The sequence below is a fragment of the Bacteroides fluxus YIT 12057 genome, from assembly GCF_000195635.1.
GTDB lineage: Bacteria > Bacteroidota > Bacteroidia > Bacteroidales > Bacteroidaceae > Bacteroides > Bacteroides fluxus.
On the sequence record NZ_GL882639.1, the window covers coordinates 20,227 to 44,485 of the forward strand.

General features: G+C 46.1%; 19 protein-coding genes and 1 tRNA gene. 9 read left to right on the forward strand and 11 right to left on the reverse strand.

Going from position 1 to position 24,259, the window contains the following annotated elements; translation table 11 throughout:
* Window positions 1-49 precede the first annotated feature (49 nt).
* Window positions 50-739, reverse strand: a complete 690-nt coding sequence (locus HMPREF9446_RS10255) for an HAD family hydrolase (protein WP_009125571.1) — start codon at window positions 737-739, stop codon at window positions 50-52.
* 79 nt (window positions 740-818) lie between these two features.
* Between HMPREF9446_RS10255 and HMPREF9446_RS10260 the strand changes: the two genes are divergently transcribed.
* The 4 genes from HMPREF9446_RS10260 (at window position 819) to HMPREF9446_RS10275 (ending at window position 3,833) form a co-directional block, all read left to right on the forward strand.
* Window positions 819-2,201 carry an MFS transporter gene (locus tag HMPREF9446_RS10260; protein ID WP_009125572.1) on the forward strand — a complete coding sequence of 461 codons (1,383 nt, stop codon included), beginning with the start codon at window positions 819-821 and terminating at the stop codon, window positions 2,199-2,201.
* A gap of 113 nt (window positions 2,202-2,314) precedes the next feature.
* On the forward strand, window positions 2,315-3,118 hold the full coding sequence (locus tag HMPREF9446_RS10265; RefSeq protein ID WP_039969055.1) for an MBL fold metallo-hydrolase: 804 nt from the start codon (window positions 2,315-2,317) through the stop codon (window positions 3,116-3,118).
* Window positions 3,119-3,210: 92 nt separating this feature from the next.
* Window positions 3,211-3,283 (forward strand) — tRNA-Lys (locus HMPREF9446_RS10270).
* Between the two features lie 112 nt (window positions 3,284-3,395).
* Complete coding sequence (locus HMPREF9446_RS10275) at window positions 3,396-3,833, forward strand: DUF1893 domain-containing protein (RefSeq protein WP_009125574.1); 438 nt, start codon at window positions 3,396-3,398, stop codon at window positions 3,831-3,833.
* A 185-nt stretch (window positions 3,834-4,018) separates the two neighbouring features.
* On the opposite strand, the gene HMPREF9446_RS10285 is transcribed toward HMPREF9446_RS10275, so the two are convergent.
* Window positions 4,019-5,746: a lipid A phosphoethanolamine transferase gene (locus HMPREF9446_RS10285; RefSeq protein WP_009125576.1), complete on the reverse strand. Its 1,728-nt coding sequence runs from the start codon at window positions 5,744-5,746 to the stop codon at window positions 4,019-4,021.
* The gene (locus HMPREF9446_RS10290; RefSeq protein ID WP_009125577.1) at window positions 5,733-6,926 is read right to left on the reverse strand and encodes a BamA/TamA family outer membrane protein; all 1,194 of its coding nucleotides are present in this window, start codon (window positions 6,924-6,926) and stop codon (window positions 5,733-5,735) included. Before HMPREF9446_RS10290 ends, HMPREF9446_RS10285 begins: the two co-directional genes overlap by 14 nt.
* A 207-nt stretch (window positions 6,927-7,133) precedes the next feature.
* On the opposite strand from HMPREF9446_RS10290, the gene HMPREF9446_RS10295 reads away from it, so the two are divergent.
* The 3 genes from HMPREF9446_RS10295 to HMPREF9446_RS10305 all read left to right on the forward strand — a co-directional run bounded on the left by HMPREF9446_RS10295 (window position 7,134) and on the right by HMPREF9446_RS10305 (window position 9,599).
* A complete protein-coding gene (locus HMPREF9446_RS10295; protein WP_009125578.1) occupies window positions 7,134-8,417 on the forward strand; it encodes an NAD(P)/FAD-dependent oxidoreductase in 1,284 nt (427 codons plus the stop codon).
* 55 nt (window positions 8,418-8,472) lie between these two features.
* Window positions 8,473-8,910: a DoxX family protein gene (locus tag HMPREF9446_RS10300; protein WP_039969061.1), complete on the forward strand. Its 438-nt coding sequence runs from the start codon at window positions 8,473-8,475 to the stop codon at window positions 8,908-8,910.
* A gap of 134 nt (window positions 8,911-9,044) precedes the next feature.
* Window positions 9,045-9,599 carry a DUF3332 domain-containing protein gene (locus HMPREF9446_RS10305; RefSeq protein WP_009125580.1) on the forward strand — a complete coding sequence of 185 codons (555 nt, stop codon included), beginning with the start codon at window positions 9,045-9,047 and terminating at the stop codon, window positions 9,597-9,599.
* A gap of 3 nt (window positions 9,600-9,602) precedes the next feature.
* Here the strand turns inward: HMPREF9446_RS10305 and tamL are convergent, their stop codons facing one another.
* Window positions 9,603-11,918 (reverse strand): translocation and assembly module lipoprotein TamL, encoded by a 2,316-nt coding sequence (gene tamL, locus HMPREF9446_RS10310; RefSeq protein ID WP_009125581.1) that lies wholly within the window; start codon window positions 11,916-11,918, stop codon window positions 9,603-9,605.
* A 196-nt stretch (window positions 11,919-12,114) separates the two neighbouring features.
* On the opposite strand from tamL, the gene HMPREF9446_RS10315 reads away from it, so the two are divergent.
* Window positions 12,115-12,876, forward strand: coding sequence for an RNA methyltransferase (locus HMPREF9446_RS10315; protein ID WP_009125583.1), 762 nt, complete (start codon window positions 12,115-12,117; stop codon window positions 12,874-12,876).
* Here HMPREF9446_RS10315 and HMPREF9446_RS10320 read toward each other — a convergent pair.
* The 7 genes from HMPREF9446_RS10320 to HMPREF9446_RS10350 form a co-directional block, all read right to left on the reverse strand.
* Window positions 12,827-13,186, reverse strand: coding sequence for a hypothetical protein (locus HMPREF9446_RS10320; RefSeq protein ID WP_039969058.1), 360 nt, complete (start codon window positions 13,184-13,186; stop codon window positions 12,827-12,829). The two genes, HMPREF9446_RS10315 and HMPREF9446_RS10320, sit on opposite strands and share 50 nt — an antisense overlap.
* Window positions 13,187-13,188: 2 nt before the next feature.
* Window positions 13,189-14,154, reverse strand: coding sequence for a DUF4296 domain-containing protein (locus tag HMPREF9446_RS10325; RefSeq protein ID WP_009125584.1), 966 nt, complete (start codon window positions 14,152-14,154; stop codon window positions 13,189-13,191).
* A complete protein-coding gene (locus HMPREF9446_RS10330) occupies window positions 14,151-14,783 on the reverse strand; it encodes a lipoprotein signal peptidase (RefSeq protein ID WP_009125585.1) in 633 nt (210 codons plus the stop codon). The genes HMPREF9446_RS10325 and HMPREF9446_RS10330 overlap by 4 nt, the downstream gene beginning before the upstream one ends.
* Window positions 14,784-14,785: 2 nt before the next feature.
* Window positions 14,786-15,166: a TraR/DksA family transcriptional regulator gene (locus tag HMPREF9446_RS10335; RefSeq protein ID WP_009125586.1), complete on the reverse strand. Its 381-nt coding sequence runs from the start codon at window positions 15,164-15,166 to the stop codon at window positions 14,786-14,788.
* A 29-nt stretch (window positions 15,167-15,195) separates the two neighbouring features.
* On the reverse strand, window positions 15,196-18,684 hold the full coding sequence (ileS, locus tag HMPREF9446_RS10340; protein WP_009125587.1) for an isoleucine--tRNA ligase: 3,489 nt from the start codon (window positions 18,682-18,684) through the stop codon (window positions 15,196-15,198).
* Between the two features lie 225 nt (window positions 18,685-18,909).
* Window positions 18,910-21,633, reverse strand: a complete 2,724-nt coding sequence (locus tag HMPREF9446_RS17895) for a fimbrillin family protein (RefSeq protein WP_172634248.1) — start codon at window positions 21,631-21,633, stop codon at window positions 18,910-18,912.
* 33 nt (window positions 21,634-21,666) lie between these two features.
* Window positions 21,667-22,893: a BACON domain-containing protein gene (locus HMPREF9446_RS10350; protein WP_009125590.1), complete on the reverse strand. Its 1,227-nt coding sequence runs from the start codon at window positions 22,891-22,893 to the stop codon at window positions 21,667-21,669.
* Between the two features lie 312 nt (window positions 22,894-23,205).
* On the opposite strand from HMPREF9446_RS10350, the gene HMPREF9446_RS17900 reads away from it, so the two are divergent.
* On the forward strand, window positions 23,206-24,258 hold the full coding sequence (locus HMPREF9446_RS17900) for a helix-turn-helix domain-containing protein (RefSeq protein WP_009125591.1): 1,053 nt from the start codon (window positions 23,206-23,208) through the stop codon (window positions 24,256-24,258).
* Window position 24,259: the final 1 nt, after the last annotated feature.

Below are 24,259 nucleotides of genomic sequence, written 5' to 3' on the forward strand. Positions count from 1 at the left end.
ATCCTTCGATTCCGCTCGGCATGACAGTTGTTTTATGACGCCCGGCCTGCTAAAGATATCCCGGCACCTCTCCAATAGTATTCAAGGACAGGTATCGGGGATGTTTTATCTCTCCTTCATACTGTTCGTACGCCCACGTCACATGATGAGGAATATGGACGGCATATCCGCCGAGTTCCAATACCGGAAGGATATCCGATTTTATGGAATTGCCTATCATAAGGAAATTCTCCGGTGAACAGCCTATGTTCCCGAGCAGTTTCCGATAGTCCGCATCTTTCTTGTCGCTCATAATTTCTATATGGCAAAAATACTCCTGCAATCCGGAAGCTGCAATTTTTCTTTGTTGGTCGAACAAGTCCCCTTTGGTTGCCAATACCAATTTATATTTTCCATAAAGCTGTGTCAATACTTCCTTGCTGCCCTCCAACAGTTCGACCGGTTTTTCCAAAAGTTCCTGCCCTATATTTATTATCTCTTCTATACAACCGGTCTTTCCATCCTTACCAATGATCCGGCACGCTGTCTCAATCATGCTGAGCATCATGCCTTTCAAGCCGTAGCCATATAGGCGCAGATTCTTCATCTCTGTGCCGAGTAATTCCCGGGAGACTGTTGAAGCAGGCAAATGACAGGCAAGCAGGTGACAGAACTTGCGTTCAAACTCCTGGCAATGGAGTTCATTTTCCCAAAGCGTATCATCTGCATCGAACGCTATAAATTCTATTTTATCTTTCATGGGTTGCTCTTTTTACGGTTATATTAAGTATCTTTGCCCCAAATATACTTATTTTAAACATAAAAAAGAATAGCAAAGGATGACACAATCACCCCAAACTACCTCCAAAGGGTTCAGCAGGGCCTTTTGGGTAAGCAACACAGTAGAGCTCTTCGAGCGCATGGCCTATTATGCCGTATTTATCGTTCTCACTATCTATCTTTCCAATATTTTAGGTTTCAATGACTTTGAGGCAAGTATGATTTCCGGTCTGTTTTCGGGCGGACTGTATTTATTGCCCATCTTTACGGGAGCGTATGCCGACAAGATAGGTTTCCGCAAATCGATGATTATCGCTTTTTCATTGCTTTCTGCCGGATATTTAGGATTAGGATTGCTTCCTACGCTCTTGGAGGCGGCAGGCCTGGTGGAGTATGGCGAAGTGACACGTTTCACCGGTCTTCCCGGCAGTAATGACCGGTGGATGATTGTTCCTGTCCTGACACTGATTATGGTGGGCGGTTCATTCATAAAGTCTATCATTTCGGCTTCAGTTGCCAAAGAAACGACTGAGGCAACCCGTGCACGCGGTTATTCCATCTTCTATATGATGGTAAACTTCGGTGCCTTCACCGGAAAAACAATCATTGACCCCTTGCGCAATGCCATCGGTGAACAAGCTTATATTTACATCAACTATTTCTCGGGAGCAATGACCGTCCTGGCACTGCTTGCTGTCATCTTATTGTACAAGTCGGCCCATACGGCAGGCGAAGGAAAAAGCATGCGTGAAATAGGACAAGGTTTCCTCCGCATCTTGACAAACTGGCGTTTGCTGATGCTGATTCTTATTGTGACAGGATTCTGGATGGTGCAGCAGCAATTGTATGCCACAATGCCGAAGTACGTTATCCGCATGGCGGGCGAAACGGCAAAACCGGGTTGGATAGCCAACGTCAACCCTTTTGTAGTAGTCTGCTTTGTCAGTTTTATTACCAAATGGATGGCCAAGCGTACCGCCATCACTTCCATGAATATCGGAATGTTCCTGATTCCTGTTTCCGCATTGTTGATGGCATGCGGAAATCTGTTGGGTAACGACCTGATTACAGGCATGAGCAACATTACGCTGATGATGATACTCGGTATTGTAGTCCAGGCATTGGCCGAATGTTTCATTTCTCCCCGTTATCTGGAGTACTTCTCTGTACAGGCTCCCAAGGGAGAAGAGGGCATGTACTTGGGGTTCAGCCATCTGCATTCATTCTTGTCTTCTATTTTCGGATTTGGTATAGCCGGTGTGCTGCTTACCAAATATTGTCCCGATCCAGCTTTGTTCGACACGCATGAGGCTTGGGAGGCCGCCAGTGCCAATGCGCATTACATTTGGTACTACTTCGCTGCCATCGGTTTGATTGCGGCAATCGCTTTATTGATTTTTGCCAAAGCCACCGAATTCATCGACAAAAAGAAGAAAGCATAAGTTTATATATTGCATATTTTCACTATATTTGCGTCCCAATGCAAAGATAGGAGGCACTGTCTTTGCCGCCGCTTTTACTGAAAGCGGCGTTTTTTGTAATTAAGAAGATTAGGATGAAAGTAAAATTTATAAGCCTGGCAAGCGGAAGCAGCGGTAACTGCTACTACATAGGTACAGAAAAATACGGAATACTCATTGACGCCGGCATTGCCGTACGCACGATAAAGAAAGGATTGAAAGAGGCGGGTATCAGTATGGAAATGATACGTGCAGTGTTTGTAACCCATGACCATGCAGACCATATCAAGGCTGTAGGCGGATTGGGAGAAAAATTGAATATACCCATTTATACTACCGCCCGCATTCATGAAGGAATCAACAAAAGCTACTGCATGACAGAGAAGTTGCATACTTCCGCCCGCTATCTGGAAAAGCAGCAACCCATGCAGCTGGAAGACTTCCATATCGAATCTTTTGAGGTTCCTCATGACGGAACGGACAATGTGGGTTACTGCATTGAAATAGATGGAAAGACCTTTTCTTTCCTTACCGACCTTGGCGAAATCACCCCTACTGCAGCAGAATATATCCGCAAGGCCAATTATCTGATATTGGAAGCCAACTATGACGACGAGATGCTGCGTATGGGAACATACCCCCAATATCTGAAAGAGCGTATAACCAGCCGTACCGGCCACATGAGTAATATGGATACTGCCGAGTTCCTTGCCGACAATATAACGGAACAGTTGCAGTATATCTGGCTTTGCCATCTAAGTAAAGACAATAATCATCCGGAACTGGCATACAAAACAGTGGAATGGAAACTGAGAGAGAAGGGTATCATTGTAGGCAAGGATATACAGTTGTGCGCATTGAAGCGTACTACTCCCTCTGATTTATACGAGTTTGAATAAAAAACACCGATTCCATCGCAAAAAACAGCCCTTTTATTTGGCTAAATAAAATAAAAGGGCTACTTTTGCACCCGCAAACAGGAAAACAATATGCACTCTTAGCTCAGTTGGTAGAGCAACTGACTCTTAATCAGTGGGTCCAGGGTTCGAATCCCTGAGGGTGTACTTAAAGAAATGCGTGAAAGATATTCTTTTACGCATTTTTTGTTGGTTTCCTTTCTTCCACAAGCGGTTTCTCTACTGACAATGAAAAAACTCAATTGACAACCAATATATTATGATGGAGAATACTATAATCGATATCCTGCACACCGGCCAATATTCGTGTGTCATAAAGAACCGGACAGAAATCCGTACGTTTACCCAACGGGGTGTGGCCGACCTGTATGATTTGTACCAATCGGATCCGGCATTTATGAAGGGGGCTTCCATTGCCGACAAAGTCATAGGCAAGGGAGCCGCGGCATTGATGGTGCTTGGAGGTATGAGGACGGTATATGCCGACATCATCAGTACCCCGGCATTGACGTTGCTCCGCCATGAAGGCATAGAAACTACTTTCGCCAAGGAGGTGCCGCATATCATCAACCGGGACAAGACCGGCTGGTGCCCGTTGGAAACGGCATGTGACAAACTGGAATCTGTGACGGAAATGTACCCGGTCATCCAGAATTTTATAAAGAATATACGGTCAAAGAAAAACCAGCCCTTCTGATTGTCTCCCCTTTCCCAACATACGGATATGGTCATTGAAGCCAATACTCCGTTCAAAGCCTGTGAATGCTTGTTCGCACTGCGTGAATATATGTTCAAGCACTGCGGATATCCGTTCGCAGGCTTTGAACAGAGAATGCACCCTATAGAGAAAGACTTTATTACCTGTATCCGGGACTTTTGTAGTTAGTATCGGGAAACTTTTCCTCCTGTATATTGAATCCCCTTTTGGTCCAGCATTTCAAAGTCTTCCTTGCACATTCCTATATCGTCCAAAGAACGTGCTTCATTGTGGTCGTTCAGATATACCCTTTGCTTTTCAGTGAACAAGGCATTCACTACAGATAAAGAATCATTCCGGTACGGCATTTCTATACCTCCCAGCTCCAACATGGTCTGGAAAAAGGAGCTGCTGGAAGAGATTTCTTTTTGCCGGTTACTTCGGGCGGCTTCAAGCAGAGCCGGATAGGTTTCTTTGTAGCTGTCCGACATCCAGACAAGGAAAGGCACATGTATCTGATAATATGAAGGCACCGGTGAGGCATGCAGGAAAAGATGCCTGTCGTCATCGAAGATGTCTTCTCCGTGGTCGGATGTATAAAGCATGGCTGCATCTATGCCCCGGTCTTGCAACAGGTGGATTACGCGTGCCAGAAAGTTATCCGTATAGCGGACGGAATTGTCATACGCGTTCAGCAGGTTCTTTTTATACTTCACTTCAGCGTCTACAGGAGTATCCGGCAGGAAAAAAGCTTTGTCGGCCGGATAGCGTTCGCGGTAATTGAAGTGGGAACCGTAAGTGTGCAGAACAATGAACTGCTTGGATGCGCCTTTGTCCAACTCTGAAGCCACCCGTTTCAGCAGTTCGTCGTCAGAAGGATTATAGCCGGAATTTCCCGTATCTTCCTTGATGAAATCAAAGGTATCGGCCTCCTTGCCAAAAAAATCGATGAAGGAATGGTTGTATCGCTGATTGGAAAAAAAGGCCGTCCGATAACCGGCTTCTTTAAATGCCGTAATAATCCCCTTTTGATGATAGATGGAATCAAAATCATTGGCATTGACGGCAGAAAGCAACATCGGGACACTTTTATGAGTGGTGTTCGACTCTGTCAGTACATGGCCGAAAGCTGTCAAGCCTCCTACTTTCGACAGTTCCGGATTCGTCTCACGGCCGTAACCGTAGATAGACCAGTTGGCGGCACGGGAAGTCTCACCCACTACCATTATATAAGCTTCTTTCCTGTCCGCTGAATGAGTGGCTCTGGCATTGAATGTGAAGTCTTTCGAGGTTTCCCCGTAATTCTGTGTCCGGGCAGTCCGCTGGAAAGCAAGTGCAATATTATAGCACACATTTGCCGGATAGAGATCTGATTTCAATTCATAGCGGTTGTCCAACCAAAAGGCTGAACCTAAAGATACGATACCGATAGCCAATGCAATCCACGACCGTTTCCGTTCCCGACGGAGAAATGATTCGGGCAATTTCCGTTTCCGTATCATTGAGACCGTTGCCAGGACCAGTGCGGGTATATACAGCACTACTACGAGAACGATGGCAGGTATCAGATTATCGAGCAACTCCAATGCCTCGCTCGAATTGGTCGTTACCAGATTCAGGAACATATCCACAGCAATAATGGATTGTCCGAAAAGATAAAGCAGCACTAACTGGAAAGCCCCGAAGAATAGGAACGGAAATAGAATCCAGAAAGTCCTGCCGCAGTTTCCCGACCGGGCCATTACTGCATAATACACGGAGAACGGAAACAGCACATTGCTGATTTTTGCCACCAAAGACATCGGCTCCGTAAAACAAAGTACGATATTGGGTACTGTCAGAATGACCAGAAACAAATAGAACAGATGTTCCTGATTGCCCAACCAACCCTTTATGTTTTTAAAAAGCTTCATTGATATTGAATATAAATCCTGTTTGATGTTTGCCAAATCCTAAGTCCAGACGCACGTTCACTCTTTTCTTGAACTCCCAACGATAACCGAATCCATAGTTGGGGAGAATGTGTTTGGTGTCAAACGCCGAAAAATCCGGGAATACGGTTCCCGCCCCTACCCATACGGCCACTCCATTCCGCTTCCATACATGCTGGCGCAGTTCCAGCTGGATATCCATCGCACATTTATCGCGATAACGTCCTTCGTAATAGCCACGCATGGAATAAGAGCTGCCCAATGTCGCCATCAGCCCCCAGGGAGGATTGCCGTAGTTCAATAAGGTATGAAACTGGCCTGCCAGCACCCCTCCTTTCCAGACCGGATGATAATAGCTGGTCGTTAACTCCGTACTGCTGAAAGCATATCTGTTTCCCATAAAAGCAGGGCTGAAACGCTGGTCTATCCTCAAGTAATATCCTCGGTAGGCATTGGTCAAGAAGTCGCGTGAATCATACAGCAGAGAAAATCCCAGGCTGATGTTGGCAGTCCTTGCCTTCATGCCTCCCCACAATTCCGGCTTCTCAAAGTCGTGCCCGTTTATATAATCGAACACAGCCATCGGGCCGATATAGAAATTCCTTGCCATTCTGAACATGAAATCTACCTTTACCTGCGCCTGAAAACGGTCATACTCACTTTCATTGTCATCATCGGCACCCATATCATATCCTTTTCCCCAGTAAAGGCTTGGAAAAGAATAGAAATACAGGTTATAGTTCAAACGGTATTTATCTTGCGGAAAGAGATGGTTTCCCCGCACTCCCAATAGATAAAACCCTACCGTGGAAATATCTCCATACAGAGATACATTAGACGGCGGAAGCAAGGTGTCGTTGCGGTCTGTCCGGTAAAGTCCGGCAGCTACCAACCCTAGTCCCAACTTGGTGTCACTCGAATAATGCGGCCCTCCTATGATGCTGAAATCAAATTTCTTATTTTGCTTTTCCTTATTGGCATCATTGAAATAATCAAGGAATTTCTTGAAGAAGCTACGCTTTGCAGGAAGCGAATCCGTAACCGGCACAGATACGGAATCCGCCGGAATATCAACTTCCGCAGAGGCCGTTTGTGCATGGACAGCAGTTTCTGTTATCAGCAACAACCCTGTCAATATACATTTCGTTAGTTTAGTGTTCATCTGCCAATAGGAAACTTCAAGGGCAAAGTTAGTTTTTTGTTATCCTTATTACAACAACGTTACCGGTGTTTTTGTTTCCTTTTTATCTGTTTTAGTGGTCCATTTTGTCTTTCTGCAAAAGTTCACTCTTTTTAACCCGGTCATTCATAGAACATTCCGCCATTTGTAGTGTTTCTTTATATACAAAGAACAACATGATATTTGATTATGAAAACAGCAATGGACATTCCCGCCAAAGAGGGGCGGAAACGGGTGGTTATCGCAGGTGGTGGTTTTGGCGGACTGAAGCTGGCACGTAAATTGAAAAGCAATAAGTTCCAGATTGTTTTACTGGATAAAAACAATCACCATATTTTCCAGCCTTTACTCTACCAAGTAGCTACGGCAGGTATCGAGCCGAGTGCCATCTCTTTTCCGTTCCGGAAGATATTTAAGAAAAGAGAACATTTTCATATACGCATCTGCGAAGCGCAACGTGTCATTCCGGAAAATAATCTTTTAGAGACTTCGATCGGTACATTGGCCTACGATTATCTGGTCATTTCCACCGGATGTGACACGAACTATTTCGGCAACGCCTCTATGGCCAGGCAGACCATGGCTTTGAAAAATACTTCGGAGGCCCTGTTCAACCGGAACCAGATACTGGACAGTTTCGAGCAGGCACAGAATACCGGCAACGAGGAGGAACGGAAACGGCTGATGACCTTTGCCATTGTAGGGGGCGGCGCCACGGGTATCGAACTGGCGGGTGCCCTGGCTGAAATGAGAAAATTTGTACTGCCGCAAGATTTTCCGGACCTGGACATCAACGAAATGAGGATTATTCTGATAGATGCCTCTCCCCGCCTTCTATCCGCCTTTTCGGATGCCTCTTCCCGAGATGTGGAAGACTATCTGCACAAAAGGAATGTGGAAATAAGATTGAACGCACGCGTGGTCAGTTATGAAAACAATGAGCTGGTGCTGAGTGACGGAACCATAGAGACAAAAAATGTATTCTGGGTGGCCGGTGTAAAAGCAAACAGCATTCAAGGGTTGCCGGCAGAGGCTTACGGGCCGGGAAACCGGCTGAAAGTGGACAGTTACAACCGACTGGTTGATTTTCCAGACATCTTTGCCATCGGAGATACGGCTCTCATGGTTTCTTCCGAGTACCCTAAGGGGCATCCTCAAGTGGTGCAGCCCGCCATCCAGCAGGCCCGGAATCTTATATATAATTTACACCGAATGCAGGAAGGCCTTCCTTTGCGTCCTTTCATTTACCGCAATAAAGGTTCCATGGCAACTATCGGACGCAATCATGCGGTCGTCGAGCTGGAGAAACTCCGTTTCGGCGGTTTCCCCGCATGGGCTGTATGGCTGTTTATCCATCTGATGAGCATTGTAGGAGTAAAAAACCGTCTATTCATCTTTATCGACTGGATGTGGAGCTATTTCACTTACGACCCGTCTTTGCGGATTATTATCAAACCGTTGAAGAGGGAGTAAACATTATTCATTAATGATTGTTATAGTCCATATACGAACTTAAAAACGGATGAATATGTTTAAACGACTTTTATTTCCTTCCAGACCGGACGGAACGGCAGCATCTGCCATATTGTTGATTGTAAGAATTGTATTTGGTTTATTATTGATGAACCACGGTATAGAGAAGTGGTCCAATTACCAGGAATTGTCCGCAGTATTTCCCGACCCGTTGGGCATAGGCAGTCCTTTGTCCTTAGGACTGGCCATCTTTGGTGAACTGGCCTGTTCCATGGCATTTATCATAGGCTTCCTGTACCGTCTGGCCATGATACCGATGATTTTCACGATGATGGTCGCATTCTTTGTGATTCACGGCAATGATCCGTTTGCCGCCAAGGAACTTGCTTTCATTTACTTGGTGGTATTCGTGCTGATGTATATCATTGGCCCGGGAAAATTTGCCGTCGATCACTGGATAGGAAAAGCCTTTTCACAAAAGGCTGGCAGATAACTTATTTGGTTTTACGGATTATAGTTTTTAAAGCCAAAATTATATTTTTCATTAAAAAAGCCTATATTTGCAGATACTTAAAATGGCCTATCAGGCTAAACTTATTAAACACTGTAAAATAAAAAGAGCAAATTATGAAAAAATTAAATTTGAAAATGGCTGCAACTGTAATGATTTGTGGTACATTTCTTTTCAGTTCCTGTATTGGTTCTTTCGGATTGCACAGCAAGTTGGTAAACTGGAATCAAAGTATCGGCACTAAGTTTGTCAATGAACTTGTATATCTGGCATTCAATATTATTCCTGTATATGGCGTATGCTATTTGGCTGATGCCTTGGTCATCAACTCCATTGAATTCTGGAGCGGCAGTAATCCGATGGCCAGCGTGGGCGACGTCAAAAAGGTAAAAGGTGAAAATGGCAACTACCTGGTAGAGACACTTGAGAATGGCTATTCCATTACAAAAGAAGGCGAAACAGCTTCTATGGAGCTGATTTATAATAAGGAATTGAATACCTGGAATGTGGTAGCCGATGGTGTCAGCACAGAATTGCTGCAAATGAACAATGACGGTACCGCACAGATGACTTTGCCGAACGGTGAGGAAATGACCGTTACTCTGGATGCCCAGGGTGTGGCTGCTGCCCGTCAGGCTACAATGGTTAACTGCTACTACGCTCTTAATTAATTGTCAGAAAGGATATCCCACTGCAAAGTGGAATGCGAAATCACGACCGAAATCCGGATGAAAGACCGGATATCGGTCTTTTCCTTTTTTATAGACCGGGTTGATGGCCTTCATGCCTCCGTCAAAACGGAGTACAAAGAAATCCAAATCCATACGCAGCCCTAAACCGTAGGCTACGGCAATCTGTTTGTAGAATTCATTGAACTTGAATTTTCCTCCCGGCTGGTCCTTATAATCACGCAATGTCCAGATATTGCCGGCATCCACGAAAACAGCTCCTCTGAATTTCCAGAACAAACGTGTACGGTATTCTATGCTCATATCCAGTTTGATGTCTCCGGACTGGTTCAGGAAGTTGTCGTCACCGGGGAAAGAGCCCGGTCCCAAATCACGGACCGACCAACCGCGCACGCTGTTGGCACCTCCCGAGAAGTAACGTTTTTCGAAAGGTATGATGGTGGCGTTGCCATAAGGAACGGCGATGCCCGCACCGAAATGGAATGCCAGCGAATTGCGGTTGTCAATGACTATGTTTTTGGCGAAATCAAAATCTCCTTTCAGATACTGTGCAAAAGGTATGCTTAATAAGGTATATTCCCCGTTGTCGTTTTTCTTCATGCGGCCCATCTTGGCTACGGCATAAAGGAGATTTCCGGCAGACTCGAAATTAACGCGGATCGTGTATGAATTACCCATAACAGCATTGTTCATCAACGCCTGGCCGGTACTGTTGTAGGTATAACTGTATCCGGTACGGACAATCAGACGGTCATCGTAATTGTACTGCAGAATGTAATTCTCGTCTTTTTCCAGATAATTTTCTTTGAACGTCGGATCTATCCAGGGCATATACAGGTAGTTGATGTCCAGCAAGTCTATGCGGTGTTGTGAGCGTTGGCGCTGCACTCCCCATTTATAGCTCCAGCCCGCCGATGCCACGATACGTGTAAACTCCGGACGCATCTGGTAACTGTATTGCAGCCCGAACTCCGTAGTAGCCCGTATCCTCCGTTTGAAATCGTTGGAGAGGAACGGGAACATGAAGCGCGGGAAGTTGATGGTAGTCTCCGCTCCAAGCTCGGTATAATTCTGGTTGTGTGCCCCACTGCCCTGCAAGCCTGACACAGCCTCGTATGCACCGCGCAATTTGATCATGAATGCCTCGGAGCCCTTGAACAGGTTACGATGTTGAAACGCCACCGATGCCGCAGCTCCCAAATCGCCCGCCGAATTTGTTCCTTCCACCTCAAAAGAGATGGACTGGTGCTTGCTTTTGGTCAAGAGTACATAAGCATTCAGCTTGGCGCTGTCTCCTTGCTGTGTCTCGAAAAAACGGATATTGGTATATTTCAATGCCTGCAGGCGGCCGAAGTTGGAATAGGTACGCTGCACATCCTGCTCATTGAACAAACTTCCCGGAGTAATCCGCAAATTATTTGTCAACACCTTGGGACGCAGATACAGCTTGTCCTTATAATATATGGGGAACCCTCTGTAGTGCAGGGAATCGTTTACCTCTACACTGCTCAGGGCAGATGACTCCAATACATTATAATCCGTAATAAAGTTCACCTTATTGATAGTGTACTGGCGATGGTTCTGCGTCTTTTCCTCATTAGGCAGACGGTAGGGAGACAAGTGCAAGGTCAAATCTACCAGATAAGTGTTTCGTACGGTATCCGCTGTGTATGAGATATAGTCCTTATTGAATTTATAATATCCGTTCTGCAAAAGATGGCTGGTGATACGCTGCCGTTCCGAATCCAGTGTATTGACATCAAAGTACATCCCTTCGGACAAAAGAGTGGATGCAGAATCCTGCCGCAGATACTCTTCGATTTTACTGTCTCGGATATCATATTTCAGTGTACGCACTTTATATGGCTTTCCTGCAGTGACTTTGTAAGTCAGTTTCATTTTCTTCTTTCTGACCTGCCGCACCGGCTCCACCATGGCACCCATATATCCCATGTTCTGTACGGCTTTCGTCATCTCTTCACTGGTACGGCCGGTCTCCGTTTCACTATAGATGACGGGGGCATCCCCCAACCTGCGTAAAGTACGGTTGATCCAACGTGTGGAGTCGCGCCCGGACCAGTTGTAAACATACAACTGGGTTTTTATCAGACTGAACCATTTCGAATTGGGATTCTGACGGACATAGACCGACAGGCTGGAGGGCTTGATCTCTTTATTATCCGTCTGTATGCGCACCTCATCCAACAGATACGCACCATCCGGCACATATTTGGTGGAAGAACAAGAAGCCAACAAAAATATAACAGTAGCATATATCGCGTAACGAAAGCCTTTCTTCATATCGAATCATTTATTGCGCATAAACAGTTACAAATATACTCGTATTTTTTTGTTCCCGAAAAAAGAAAGCATTTTGATTTGCTCTCTTTGGTACTTTTATTCTCCTGCCTGCAAAATATTAAATATTTCTTCTGCAAACTCTGTCGGTTATATAGAAATAATCATGTATTTTTGTCAAGTGTAACAAGTTTATCCTATGGCATTAAGTAAAAACCGGATTAAATATATCCACTCGCTGGAATTGAAGAAAAACAGGAAAGCAGACAAAGTATTTCTGGCAGAAGGTCCTAAACTGGTAGGCGACCTGTTAGGACATTTTCCCTGCTGTTTCCTTGTCGCAACCTCCGAATGGCTTTCCCAAAACCATCATTTACCCTTGACGGATGTGACGGAGGTTTCAGAAGAGGAACTTTCCCGTGCCAGCCTGCTGAAAACGCCCCAACAAGTATTAGCCGTCTTCAAGCAACCTGAAGACGAAACGGATGCATCCGTTATCGGCCGTTCCTTATGTCTTGCCTTGGACGATGTACAAGATCCCGGTAATCTGGGAACCATCATCCGCCTTGCCGACTGGTTCGGGATAGAGCATATCTTCTGCTCCCCCAATACGGTGGATGCATACAACCCCAAAACCGTACAGGCCACTATGGGAGGCATTGCACGTGTCAAGCTCCACTATACTCCCCTGCCCGCACTGATAGGCTCGCTGACTGACATTCCCGTTTACGGTACCTTCCTCGACGGGGAAAATATATACGGACAGCCTTTGTCGGAAAACGGGCTGATTGTGATGGGAAATGAAGGGAATGGCATCGGAGAAGAAGTAAGGCAACTCATCAACCGTAAACTATATATTCCCAACTATCCAGCAAACCGAGAAACCTCCGAATCTCTGAACGTAGCCATCGCTACCGCAGTCGTCTGTGCCGAGTTCCGGCGACAGGCCGCATCGTTGTAAAGTTAAAGGGAAACAATAGATAAGGAATAAAAGAAACAGGCTTCCCTTTCTCCTTTTCAAGGATATATGATAAATTTCCGGAAACCGGCGACAATATAAGGGAAGTATCGAAATACGGCTCATACGAAGTTATATCCGGCCGGATATCTTCATCAAGCAGCAGGATGACACCCGGCAGCCACTCGGTATTTTCCACTTCTTCCGACAGGGGGAATATACGGACCGCATGTCCTCCTTCCATCTCAACGGCAAACTGCCTCAAATAGCCATATCCTGGAAGAAACAGGAAATGAGAAGCATAGCGTTTCATTATTAGCGTTCGGTTTGGCGGACAGGCTTGTCTGTATTCTGTATCGTGGGGCGGGGACGAAGATTGCCGCGACGATTGACGTCACTGCCCTGTTTCCGAATCTCTACCGGCTTGACAGCAGTCGGTTTCCGTTCAATTTTCTTGCTTTCCTCCTTACCGGCATTCTCACGGATACTGTCCCTGTCAGCAGAAGGTATGGAATCCGTAGCATGGTAGCGCATCAATGAGATACGGTCTATCAATAAAGGTTGGGGAACTTTCTGCATCGGATAATAAATGAATCCGCGCACTTCCTTGATTTTTCCCAATGTGTCGGCAAACAGGCTGATGGTTTCAATCCCCGCATCCTTCACTTTCAGCATGCCGTTGATGACACTGTCATTCTCATACTTTATCTGCATAGCCATCAAAGGAGCATGCAGGCTGTCCGGTGTCCCGTTGTAGAAGCGGAAACCTACATTCCAACGCAATGTATCCCTGTCATGGAAATTAGTGTCGGCAGGAAGGGTGAATGTAAGCTTGTTGTCCAAAGGCATGCCGGTCAGTTGACAGATATGCTGTCCTATCCAGACATCGATACTGTCACCGGGAAGGGATTCTTTCGGCTTATGGTCACGCAGGGCAATCAAGTGGTTGATTCCATCTCGCTCGGCTTTCAACCGCAGGTTGACTTTTTCATAAATCTTCGTGAGTATCTGGGGATTGCGGGCAAACCAAACCATAGAAGAGTCGAAGTCGGCTTTGGTAATGCCATGTTTTTTAAAAACCGATTCAATGTACAACAACCGCTTATAACTTTCGTTATAGGGTGTCTCCTCACCCATAGCTTTCGCTATGTGGTAGTCATAAAGCACGTTTTCCATCTTGGCATCCGGCAAAACGTCCTTAGGTCTTTTCACCTGACAGGCCGTTAGGCAGAATGCCAAAAGGATTACGCTATACCATTGAATTCGATTTCTTCCTTTCATGATTTCTTCGTGACAGCATGATAGGCATCGTTCAAATATTTGCTGTAGAACAGCAGCATCGCAATTATGCCGCAACTGATTGCCGCATCGGCAAAGTTGAATATCGGACTAAAAAAGATAAAATGATCTCCTCCGATAAGCGGCATCCATTCCGGCCAGTTGGTGTCAATGATAGGGAAATAGAACATATCCACGACCTTGCCATAGAAGAGCGGAGCGTATCCGCCTCCTTCGGGCATGAAAGAGGCTATTTGAGAATGGGTGCTTTCATTGAACAGTACACCATAAAGCACACTGTCAATGATATTGCCCAACGCCCCGGTCAGAATCAAGGCGACACAGACTATAAATCCGGTCTTCATGCCCTGCTTCACGAACTTGTATAGAAACCAGCCGATTACTGCAACAGCAATGATGCGGAATGAAGTGAGGAACAATTTCCCGAATATTTCCATACCGAACGCCATACCGTTATTTTCCGTAAAGTAAATGTAGAACCAGTCTGTCATACGTATGCTTTCGTGCCAATACATGTGCGTCTTGATCCATACCTTTATTACTTGGTCGATAATCAGTACCGAAAAAATAATAAGCAAGGCAATACGGCCTTTCGTGAAAAGTTTACTCATTCTTATTTCTTGCCGTTGTTTTTAGCTTCGATACTCAATGTCGCATGAGGTACGGCACGCAAACGTTCTGCCGGAATCAACTTACCGGTTTCACGGCAAATGCCATACGTTTTATTCTCGATACGTACCAAAGCAGCCTGCAAGCCTTGAATAAACTTCAACTGGCGCTGTGCCAGACGTGTGGTTTCTTCCTTGGACAAGGTATTGGCACCTTCTTCCAAGACCTTATATGTAGGAGACGTGTCATCGGTATCGTTACCGTCTGCACCCGTAAGGCTGGATTTCAGCAACTCATAGTCACGTTGTGCCAACTCTAACTTCTCATTTATAATGGCGCGGAATTCTTCCAATTCAGCATCCGAGTATCTTGTTTTTTCTGCCATAACTTTAAGATGTTAATCGGTTAGTATTATTATTCTTTTACTACGCTTGCATACAATGAGAAATCGTCGAAGTTCAATTCAGCACCGTTTTCCACACCGTCTGCCAACGTTAGCGAGGTTCCTAAAACTTGGTTGCAAATATAGTCTTTATATTCTGTTACCGCATCATCCGTTTGCGGATTTTTTGAGATTGTAATCTTTATTTTATCCGTTATCTCGAACCCGCTTGATTTACGGATATTCTGGATACGGTTCACCAGTTCGCGTGCGATACCTTCCCGACGAAGCTCCTCGGTAACGGTAACTTCCAAGGCCACGGTCAGCTTGCCTTCATTGGCAACCAGCCACCCCGGAATGTCCTCACTGATAATCTCCACATCTGATGTCTCAATCACAGCTTCCGCACCGTCCAGGTTCAGCATGTATGAACCGTTCTTTTCCAATTCGGCAATAGCCTCCTGCGACATGCCTGCAACAGCGGCAGCTACGGCCTTCATCTGCTTTCCAAACTTGGGGCCCAATTTCTTGAAGTCGCACTTCACTTTCTTCACCAATACGCCTGCGGCGCCGTCCACGAACTTGATTTCCTTTACGTTCACCTCGTTCATGACAAGCGCTTTCACAGCCTCGATATGTGCACGCTGCTCTTCGTCCACTACCGGTATCATGATGCACTGCAACGGTTGGCGCACTTTGATGTTCACCTTGCGGCGCAATGCCAGCACCATGGAGGTAACATCCTGGGCCATTTGCATGCGTGCTTCCAGTTCCTTGTCTATCATTTCCTCTCTGCATTCGGGGAACTTGGCAAGGTGTACGGAAACTACGTTGTCCCGTCCGGTTGCTGCGATTAGATCGGAATACAACATGTCCGCATAGAATGGAGCGATAGGAGCCATCAACTTGGCCACGGTTTCCAAACAGGTATAGAGAGTCTGGAAGGCGGACAGCTTGTCCTGCGTCATTCCCCCACCCCAGAAACGCTTACGGTTCAAGCGAACGTACCAGTTGGAAAGGTTGTCGTTCACAAAGTCAGAGATGAGACGTCCGGCTTTAGTCGGTTCATATTCGTTATAACAAGCATCTACATTCTTCACCAAGGTATTTAGTACGGACAGAATCCAACGGTCGATTTCCGGGCGTTCCGCCATCGGCACATCAGCCTCTTTGTATTCAAACCCATCTACATTGGCATAAAGGGCGAAGAATGAATAAGTATTATATAAAGTTCCGAAAAACTTACGACGTACTTCTTCCACTCCATCCACGTCGAATTTCAAGTTGTCCCACGGTGAAGAGTTGGTAATCATGTACCAGCGCAACGGGTCGGAACCATACTTTTCTATTGTAGAGAACGGATCGACGGCATTGCCAAGGCGTTTGGACATCTTGTTGCCGTTCTTGTCGAGTACCAGACCGTTGGAGATGACAGCCTTGTAGGCTGTGCTGTCAAATATCATTGTGGCGATAGCGTGCAGCGTGAAGAACCAACCGCGTGTCTGATCCACCCCTTCGGCGATGAAATCGGCAGGATATACCTGATGGCTATCCAGTAGTTCCTTATTCTCGAACGGATAGTGTATCTGTGCATACGGCATGGCGCCGGAGTCAAACCACACATCGATCAAGTCCGTTTCGCGCTTCATCGGCTTGCCGTCTTTGGAAACGAGAATGATATCATCCACATACGGACGGTGAAGGTCTATCTTATCGTAGTTTTCCTGTGTATATACTCCCGGCTGGAAACCTTTTTCTTTATAAGGATTCGATTCCATCAGCCCGGCAGCCACGGCTTTCTCTATTTCATCATAGAGTTCTTCTACGGATTCAATGCACTTTTCGTCGCTGCCATCCTCCGTACGCCAGATGGGCAGCGGAGTACCCCAGTAGCGTGAACGGCTCAGATTCCAGTCATTCAGGTTCTCCAACCACTTGCCGAAACGCCCCGTACCCGTGCTTTCCGGTTTCCAGTTGATGGTCTTGTTCAGCTCCATCATGCGTTCCTTACAAGCTGTACTACGGATAAACCAGCTGTCCAGCGGGTAGTACAATACCGGCTTGTCCGTACGCCAGCAGTGGGGATAGTTGTGCACATGTTTCTCTATCTTGAATGCCAGGTTACCGATCTTCATCATCATGCAGATTTCAATGTCGAGCGTTTCGGCAGCCTGTGCGGCTTTTTCGTCATATTTGCCGTCAACGGTGAATTGCGGGTCGTAGGCATTTTTCACCCACTTGCCCTGATATTCCTTGTAGAGTTCCACATCCACACATTCGTTCACGAATCTTTCATCCAGTTCATCCAACAGATAGAACTTTCCGGCAAGATCCACCATCGGGCGGGTTTCACCTCTTTTGTTTATCATGAACAAGGAAGGGATACCTGCCGCACGGGCTACAAAGGCGTCATCCGCACCGAATGTAGGAGCGATGTGCACAATACCCGTACCGTCCTCGGTCGTTACATAATCACCGAGGATTACACGGAACCCCTTGGTGCTGACACTCCAGTTACCATCGTTATCAACATCAACCGGCTTTACCCACGGGATGAGCTGCTCGTACTCCATACCTGCCAAGTCCGGACCTTTATATTCACCCACTACCTTGAACGGGATTAGTTTATCTCCCGGCTTATAATCCTCTAATGCAGCGTCTTCCGCCTTTTTATTGAAGTGAGTATACAGCAAAGCTTTGGCCAATACCACAGTCATCTTTTCACCGGTATATCCATTGTAAGTCTGCACGGCAACGTAGTCTATCTTAGGCCCTACGCAGAGTGCGGTGTTACTGGGCAATGTCCACGGAGTGGTAGTCCATGCCAAGAAGTAAGGAGTCCCCCACTCTGCCATTTCCGGCTTCGGGTTCTTTATCTTGAATTGTCCCACTACGGTCGTATCTTTTACGTCACGGTAGCATCCGGGCTGGTTCAACTCGTGCGAACTGAGTCCCGTACCGGCAGCGGGAGAATACGGCTGTATGGTATATCCTTTATAAAGGAGTCCTTTCTTATAGAGTTGTTTCAACAGCCACCACAAGGTTTCAATGTAACGGTTGTCGTAAGTGATGTACGGGTTCTTCATGTCCACCCAATAGCCCATCTTGTGCGTCAGGTCTTCCCACTCTTTCGTGAATTTCATGACGTCCTTACGGCAGGCAGCGTTGTATTCCGCCACGGAAATAGTCTTGCCAATATCCTCTTTGGTGATACCGAGTGCCTTTTCCACACCCAGTTCCACAGGAAGCCCGTGGGTATCCCATCCTGCCTTACGCTTTACCTGGAATCCCTTCATCGTTTTGTAACGGCAGAAAATGTCCTTGATGGAGCGAGCCATTACGTGGTGAATGCCCGGCATACCATTGGCCGAGGGAGGCCCTTCGAAAAACACGAAAGAAGGACAACCTTCACGTTCTGTCATACTCTTGGCGAAAACCTGGTTTTCGTCCCATTTCTCCAACACTTTCCCGTTCACTTCGGAAAGGTCAAGTTTCGAATATTCGGCAAACTTCTTACCCATCTTGATATTTACTATTTGACAATTTACGATTTACGATTGAAGGAACTCTTGACAGGCACTTCTCAGCATACCCGGAGCCACCCTTCTGTTTTTAAGGGTGCAAATTTACAAAAAAGTTAGATATAAGAGTTGTTTGGACGGAAAAAATAAAAAGAGCCGCCTTCCTTATACATCAGAAAGGCGGCTCTGTCTAAGAAACTGTCTCGATTTTCACCAAACTATTGTCTAACGAAGGGGAACAAGAGTGTTTTTCACTTTTGCATCACGCCAGCTTCCGGGGATAATGGTTGGAGGCAATTGCTTACCAACCTGCCTTTGCGTACTGTAATCGCGCAAAACGCTGCGGTTTTTCACACGGTTTATGCCGTCGTAAGTTGCAAATTCCTCGAAGCTGTATTTCCACTCTGCACCTTCGGACAGGGTCATGATGGCTTTGTAGATTGCTTCACGGCTTGGAGCATTGAACCACGGGATATTATAGCGCATCATACTGTTGTCAGTGGGGCGATAGGCACCGAATCCATAAAGGTAAGAACCTTCATAAATCCCCGTTTCATCCTTATAACGCTCATCAGCCAGCAGATGTGCCCACTTGACGGTAGAGGTTGTGCCATGATAATCCACATTGGCTCCCCACCCCCAATCAAGGTTCCACACTTCATCCAAGTATGTTTTTTTCTCTTTGGGAAGGGTCAGAGCCTCATTGCCTTGTTCTATATATTCATCCAGCAGCTTGGCAAATCCATGGCCGCCAACCTCATGAACCAACACCTCATTCACTCCTTCCAACATATAGCCTACAAAAGAACCGTCTTCATACATATTGGTATAGCTTCTGCCTGTTGAACCGATAGTATTGTATACGACAGAAACCATAAGCCTATCTTCTGTAACCGGTGCTTTCAAAGCTAAATCGAAGCATATCCTGTCATCCCCATTGAGGCGGCGCCTGGCATCCGGCGCAAATTCTGCGTTTGGCGAAATCACCTTTACGGCATATGCGTTGAAGCGATTTCTGAATGATTTATAAGGCTCAATGGAGAAGAGCTCTTCCATAGCTTCGTTCATCCGTTGCTCATAAAGTCCTCCGTCGCCCATGTCTTTATCCACGAAAGCTTCGCCCATAAATACAAGATTGATTCCCTTACCCTTAGAGGCTTTCTGCAGGGTGACGACCTCACCGTCGCGAGAATAGTCGGTAGAAGTATAATAACCCGCAGGCTCTATCTCTCCAAGCTGTCCGGCGAGGAAGTCAGAAAATTTTGCATAATGTTCCGTAAGAGACTGGAATACAATGTTTTTATTCTGGTCTACAACATATACACAAGGAGTACCTCCATAACTCCAGAATGCCGGAATCATGTTGGGGCTTTCGGCAAAACTACCACCGATGAATTGTTCAGCAAAGTTCCTCCAAGGTATGTTGTTGTCAGCGATATACTGCTTCATCTCTTCCAGCTTGTCACAAGGTTCTGAGTAAGGGCATATCGTGTTGAAGCCAATTATGTCCAGTCCTTTGGAGTGGTATCCCTTGTACATATTCAGAAGTTTCCCCATGAAAGCCTGAGAGTATGGACACCAAGCCGCCCAATGACATAAGATTGTGAACTTGCTCTTCACGTATTCCGCTTCGGAGTCAATCAGATTGCCCGACAAATCGGTTGCCGTAAAGCTGGGGGCAGGTATGACTACATCTTTAAAGTCTATTCCACCACCTTTGTCCGGATTCTGGCACACAAAGCTGGGCCAGTAGTCTTTCCAACGGGCATGTTCCACAATAGCCTTTGGCAACTTGCCCGAAAATCCGTTAGTCTGTACGTGGAAGTTTCCAACTGTAATTTGTCCCATCAGTACGGACAATGTCTCTGGAAATTCCCCTTGTAAGTTATTCCATGATATGTCAAAGTATTCAAGCGCAGTAAGATTGCCGATAGAGGCAGGTAGATGCCCTTTCAAGTTGTTATGGTCTAACCTCAGCATTAAGACTCTTCCACTTTCCATCGTAGATACCCCATGCCACTCGTCCAGCGGCTTGTCGCTACACCAATTTGTATTTTTGGTCCAATTGTCTCCATCGGTGGCATTGTACAAGTCAATCAGCGCTTGCCGGTCTTGCTTTCTTTGAATATCCACCTCATTCTCATTGATACTGAGTGTATAGACGTTTCCGGCTTTGAGTCCCTCGGCAGGGGCTTTCTTGACCAGCAGGCAGTCTCCTCTTCCATCTTTCCTTTGATGATGAAATTTGAGAACCGCCTCCTTGCTTTGGGGTAATATGGCTATATAGCAGGTCACTTCTCCCGCACTTCCCGGTGTAATATCTTCAGGAATGAGATAGTTGATATAGTTATATAGCTCATTGGTAATCTCTTCCTTTTCCAGATTGAAGCAGGAGTTGGAGGCATAGCTGATGTTCTCGGATGATTGAACGAGAAGCCCGCCATTGTCCCCCCTATCCGGTATTAAATCCAACGGGATGGTGAGCTTGATAAAGGCAAGCAGATGCTTGAACTGCAATGCCAGTTTGTTGTCTGCCACTTTGCCGGTGGTGTAGACAAAATCCAGTTTGGTCACGTCATTGGTATAGTTTTGCCAAACCATGACGGGTAGTGCTATATGATCCTTGCTTTCAGAAGATTCGCTGTACGGATAGTAAGCATACACGGTTTCTCCGTCGGCGGCATTCAGCTTGCTGCTTGCCGCCTTGAAAGAAGTCTCCTTACCCGCACTTTGTGCCATGTACTTCAGATTAGCCTGTTCCTTGCTTATCAAGCCGATTCCATCTCCCGTATTCCAACTGACATGGGTAACTCCATTGGCTTCTGTAAAGGAAGTGCGGGTATTTGTAAAGCCTGCCGTAACCGAGATGTCTCCATTGCTTCTGAACGGGTCTTCATCGCTGCAACCGAAAAGAATGATTACTGCCAGAACTTGAATTATATATTTCATTTTACAGTTCATATTTTTTACATTTAAAGATTCCTACCAAGGTTGTGTGGGCATATCGTCAATGCCTCCATCCGTCTCTTTTCCTGCCGACTGCTTCACCGTGACCGTCCGGGAAATGCCTGCACCCTTTATGGCAATCTTGCCCGAACGTGCGTCATCGTCCTTGTTTTCCGCAATGGAAAAGCGCAATGTTCCTGTTGCCAGCCCCCGTGTCGTGACCTGCTTTATCCAGTCCTCACCGACAGTTACCGTATAGTCCACATTCGCACTCACCTTGACATCTATCGTGCCTCCTGCCGCCGCTATATGGTACTCGTTCTGTGTCACGACGATGTCGTCTTTCTGCTTCTGGGTTACCTTCACCTTCTCCTCGATACCGTTCTCCTTATTTAGAAAGGAGATTTCCGCCATACGGGCATCATGGGTTCCGTTGGGCTTTATCGTGAAGTAGTGCGTGTTCGAAGAAAGAGCGCGTGTCGCGGTCTCGCTTATCCAGTCGACGTCCGGTAGCTTTATCTCGTAATCTACATTGCTACGCAGTTCCACTTTGATGTTTTCCCCCTGACTGCCTACGGTGTATTCGTTTTGCGTCAGTATGACCGCAGGCTTGCTACCTTCCTGATAGACAGTGACCACTTCCGTAAACTCTTCGTCGCGGATGGTAATCTTCCCTTCCCGCTTGTCGGTATTCTGATTCTCCGATACACTGAATTCCAAGACGGAAGTCGCCAGTCCCCGTGTTGCCGTATGCGTAATCCAGGATTGCGCCTCCTTTTCTATTTCATATTCATACAGCACATTGGCCTTTACCTCTATGACGGCCTTTCCGCCCGCAGCTTTCACCTCTATCTTATTGGAACTTACAGTCAGTGCATTCTTTTGCTTCTGGCTGATGGTGAAAGACTTGCTTGCCGCGCCCGCCTTCAGCACGACCGTAGCATTGCGTTCATCGAAAGTGTCATTTTCCGTAGTGGTGACGGTAAGGGTATGCGAACCTGCGCCACCACTTTCGGGCAACACGCTGACCCACGATGCCGAACGGGCGGATGCCGCATTGACGGTTGCCGTCCATGCCGTATTGGTGGTGAATGATAGACTTGCCTTCCCTCCTTTCTGCTCTATCACGGGCAAAGGGTCGGTAGAAGGAATATTTATCACCGGCTTTTCGTCCGGTGCGGGAGGGATAGGCTCTTCTTCTCCACCGGAACCGCAACTCCAAAAGAAAAGACAACTGAAAATAAAAATAAAATGTTTCATCATGGTTGAAAAATGTTTTAAGGATTGGACTTCCGTTTATTCGCAAATATGGCGATTTAACGTTTCATTAAAGATTCATTCAAACAAAAGAGCTTTCATTCAGACAAAAGAATTCCAATTTTTGTCTGAATGAAGCCTCTTGTTTGAATGCACGGAAAAGCAAATTGCCGCGTTTTTTGGAGCATTGCTTAATAAAAAGAGAGTTAGAAGGAGTTATCGCCCTTAAATGAAAGCTCCGTGTAATAAACCTTTGTTTTTGTTTTAAAGAACCAATTCGTTTCCATACTTTTGTTTTTATTATTCTATATCAATACTATGACGGAACAAAATATAGCCTATTTCTTGAACGGCTCTGCCTTTATGTACTTCCTATGTACGGGTTATTTCATGTTGAAATACTCTGCCCGCCTGCGCATACATCTGATAGTAGGAATCATTTTCTGTTATCTCGCCGCATGGAACTTCAAGGACATCATCTATGCTTTTCAGGCTTTCCATACCGATGAAATGCTCAACCTGATTGTTTTTCTGGACGGATGGTCGGCCGTGTCATATGCTGTGCTTCTGTTTGAGTTGGTATCGCCCGGATGGGTTACTTTAAAAAGGATGGCAGTCTTGTTGCTGCCCTTCCTCTGTTTCACCGCTTTGTATACAGTGTTTCCTTCGGATACTCTGCAGCAGATATATTGGGGGTTCTTGATATTATTCGGGCTGACCATCATTTTCATCGCCTACTTTAAGGTGAAGAAATACCAACAGTATATCTATAATAATTTTCAGAATATTAAACACATGGACTTGTCGTGGCTGAAAACCATCTTTCTCATCGCTTTTATGTCCCAGCTGCTCTGGGTGCTGGACAGTTTCTATCCTTCGGGCATCACAGACGGAGCCTATTATTTCAGCCTCATTATCCAGTGGCACTTTGTGGCCCATTATTGCTGGAACCACCGGAGCATCACCATGCCCGGCAAACTGGAGCTGCAAAAGGAAAAGGAAATGGTAGCCAAAGAGGAAGAAACGGCAGGTTTTCCCTTTGCCGGCAAGCTGGAACAACTTATCGGCGAACAGGAACTATACCTAAAACCGGACCTTACCTTACAGGACCTTGTGCAACTGGTAGGAAGCAACCGCACATATCTGAGCGACTACTTCAACAAGGAACTGAACACAACTTTCTATAATTACATCAACCAACGACGCATAAAAGAAGGGTGCATCCCGCTCTTCGTCCACCATCCCGAGCTTACCATAGAGACTATCGCCTACCAGTCGGGCTTCAATTCCATCTCAACTTTTCGCAGGGCATTCCAGAAAGAAACGGGAATGACCCCGAAAGAATACCGGAAGAAACTGGATGAAACATAGA

Excerpts from the sequence above, each read along its gene's own strand:
- HMPREF9446_RS10255 (WP_009125571.1), bottom strand. The coding sequence starts at position 739 with ATGAAAGATAAAATAGAATTTATAGCGTTCGATGCAGATGATACGCTT.
- HMPREF9446_RS10300 (WP_039969061.1), top strand. The coding sequence starts at position 8,473 with ATGTTTAAACGACTTTTATTTCCTTCCAGACCGGACGGAACGGCAGCA.
- ileS (WP_009125587.1), bottom strand. The coding sequence starts at position 18,684 with ATGGGTAAGAAGTTTGCCGAATATTCGAAACTTGACCTTTCCGAAGTG.
- HMPREF9446_RS10330 (WP_009125585.1), bottom strand. The coding sequence starts at position 14,783 with ATGAGTAAACTTTTCACGAAAGGCCGTATTGCCTTGCTTATTATTTTT.
- HMPREF9446_RS10275 (WP_009125574.1), top strand. The coding sequence starts at position 3,396 with ATGATGGAGAATACTATAATCGATATCCTGCACACCGGCCAATATTCG.
- HMPREF9446_RS10265 (WP_039969055.1), top strand. The coding sequence starts at position 2,315 with ATGAAAGTAAAATTTATAAGCCTGGCAAGCGGAAGCAGCGGTAACTGC.
- HMPREF9446_RS10290 (WP_009125577.1), bottom strand. The coding sequence starts at position 6,926 with ATGAACACTAAACTAACGAAATGTATATTGACAGGGTTGTTGCTGATA.
- HMPREF9446_RS10295 (WP_009125578.1), top strand. The coding sequence starts at position 7,134 with ATGAAAACAGCAATGGACATTCCCGCCAAAGAGGGGCGGAAACGGGTG.
- tamL (WP_009125581.1), bottom strand. The coding sequence starts at position 11,918 with ATGAAGAAAGGCTTTCGTTACGCGATATATGCTACTGTTATATTTTTG.
- HMPREF9446_RS10350 (WP_009125590.1), bottom strand. The coding sequence starts at position 22,893 with ATGATGAAACATTTTATTTTTATTTTCAGTTGTCTTTTCTTTTGGAGT.
- HMPREF9446_RS17900 (WP_009125591.1), top strand. The coding sequence starts at position 23,206 with ATGACGGAACAAAATATAGCCTATTTCTTGAACGGCTCTGCCTTTATG.
- HMPREF9446_RS10335 (WP_009125586.1), bottom strand. The coding sequence starts at position 15,166 with ATGGCAGAAAAAACAAGATACTCGGATGCTGAATTGGAAGAATTCCGC.
- HMPREF9446_RS10315 (WP_009125583.1), top strand. The coding sequence starts at position 12,115 with ATGGCATTAAGTAAAAACCGGATTAAATATATCCACTCGCTGGAATTG.
- HMPREF9446_RS10305 (WP_009125580.1), top strand. The coding sequence starts at position 9,045 with ATGAAAAAATTAAATTTGAAAATGGCTGCAACTGTAATGATTTGTGGT.
- HMPREF9446_RS10325 (WP_009125584.1), bottom strand. The coding sequence starts at position 14,154 with ATGAAAGGAAGAAATCGAATTCAATGGTATAGCGTAATCCTTTTGGCA.
- HMPREF9446_RS17895 (WP_172634248.1), bottom strand. The coding sequence starts at position 21,633 with ATGAAATATATAATTCAAGTTCTGGCAGTAATCATTCTTTTCGGTTGC.
- HMPREF9446_RS10320 (WP_039969058.1), bottom strand. The coding sequence starts at position 13,186 with ATGAAACGCTATGCTTCTCATTTCCTGTTTCTTCCAGGATATGGCTAT.
- HMPREF9446_RS10260 (WP_009125572.1), top strand. The coding sequence starts at position 819 with ATGACACAATCACCCCAAACTACCTCCAAAGGGTTCAGCAGGGCCTTT.
- HMPREF9446_RS10285 (WP_009125576.1), bottom strand. The coding sequence starts at position 5,746 with ATGAAGCTTTTTAAAAACATAAAGGGTTGGTTGGGCAATCAGGAACAT.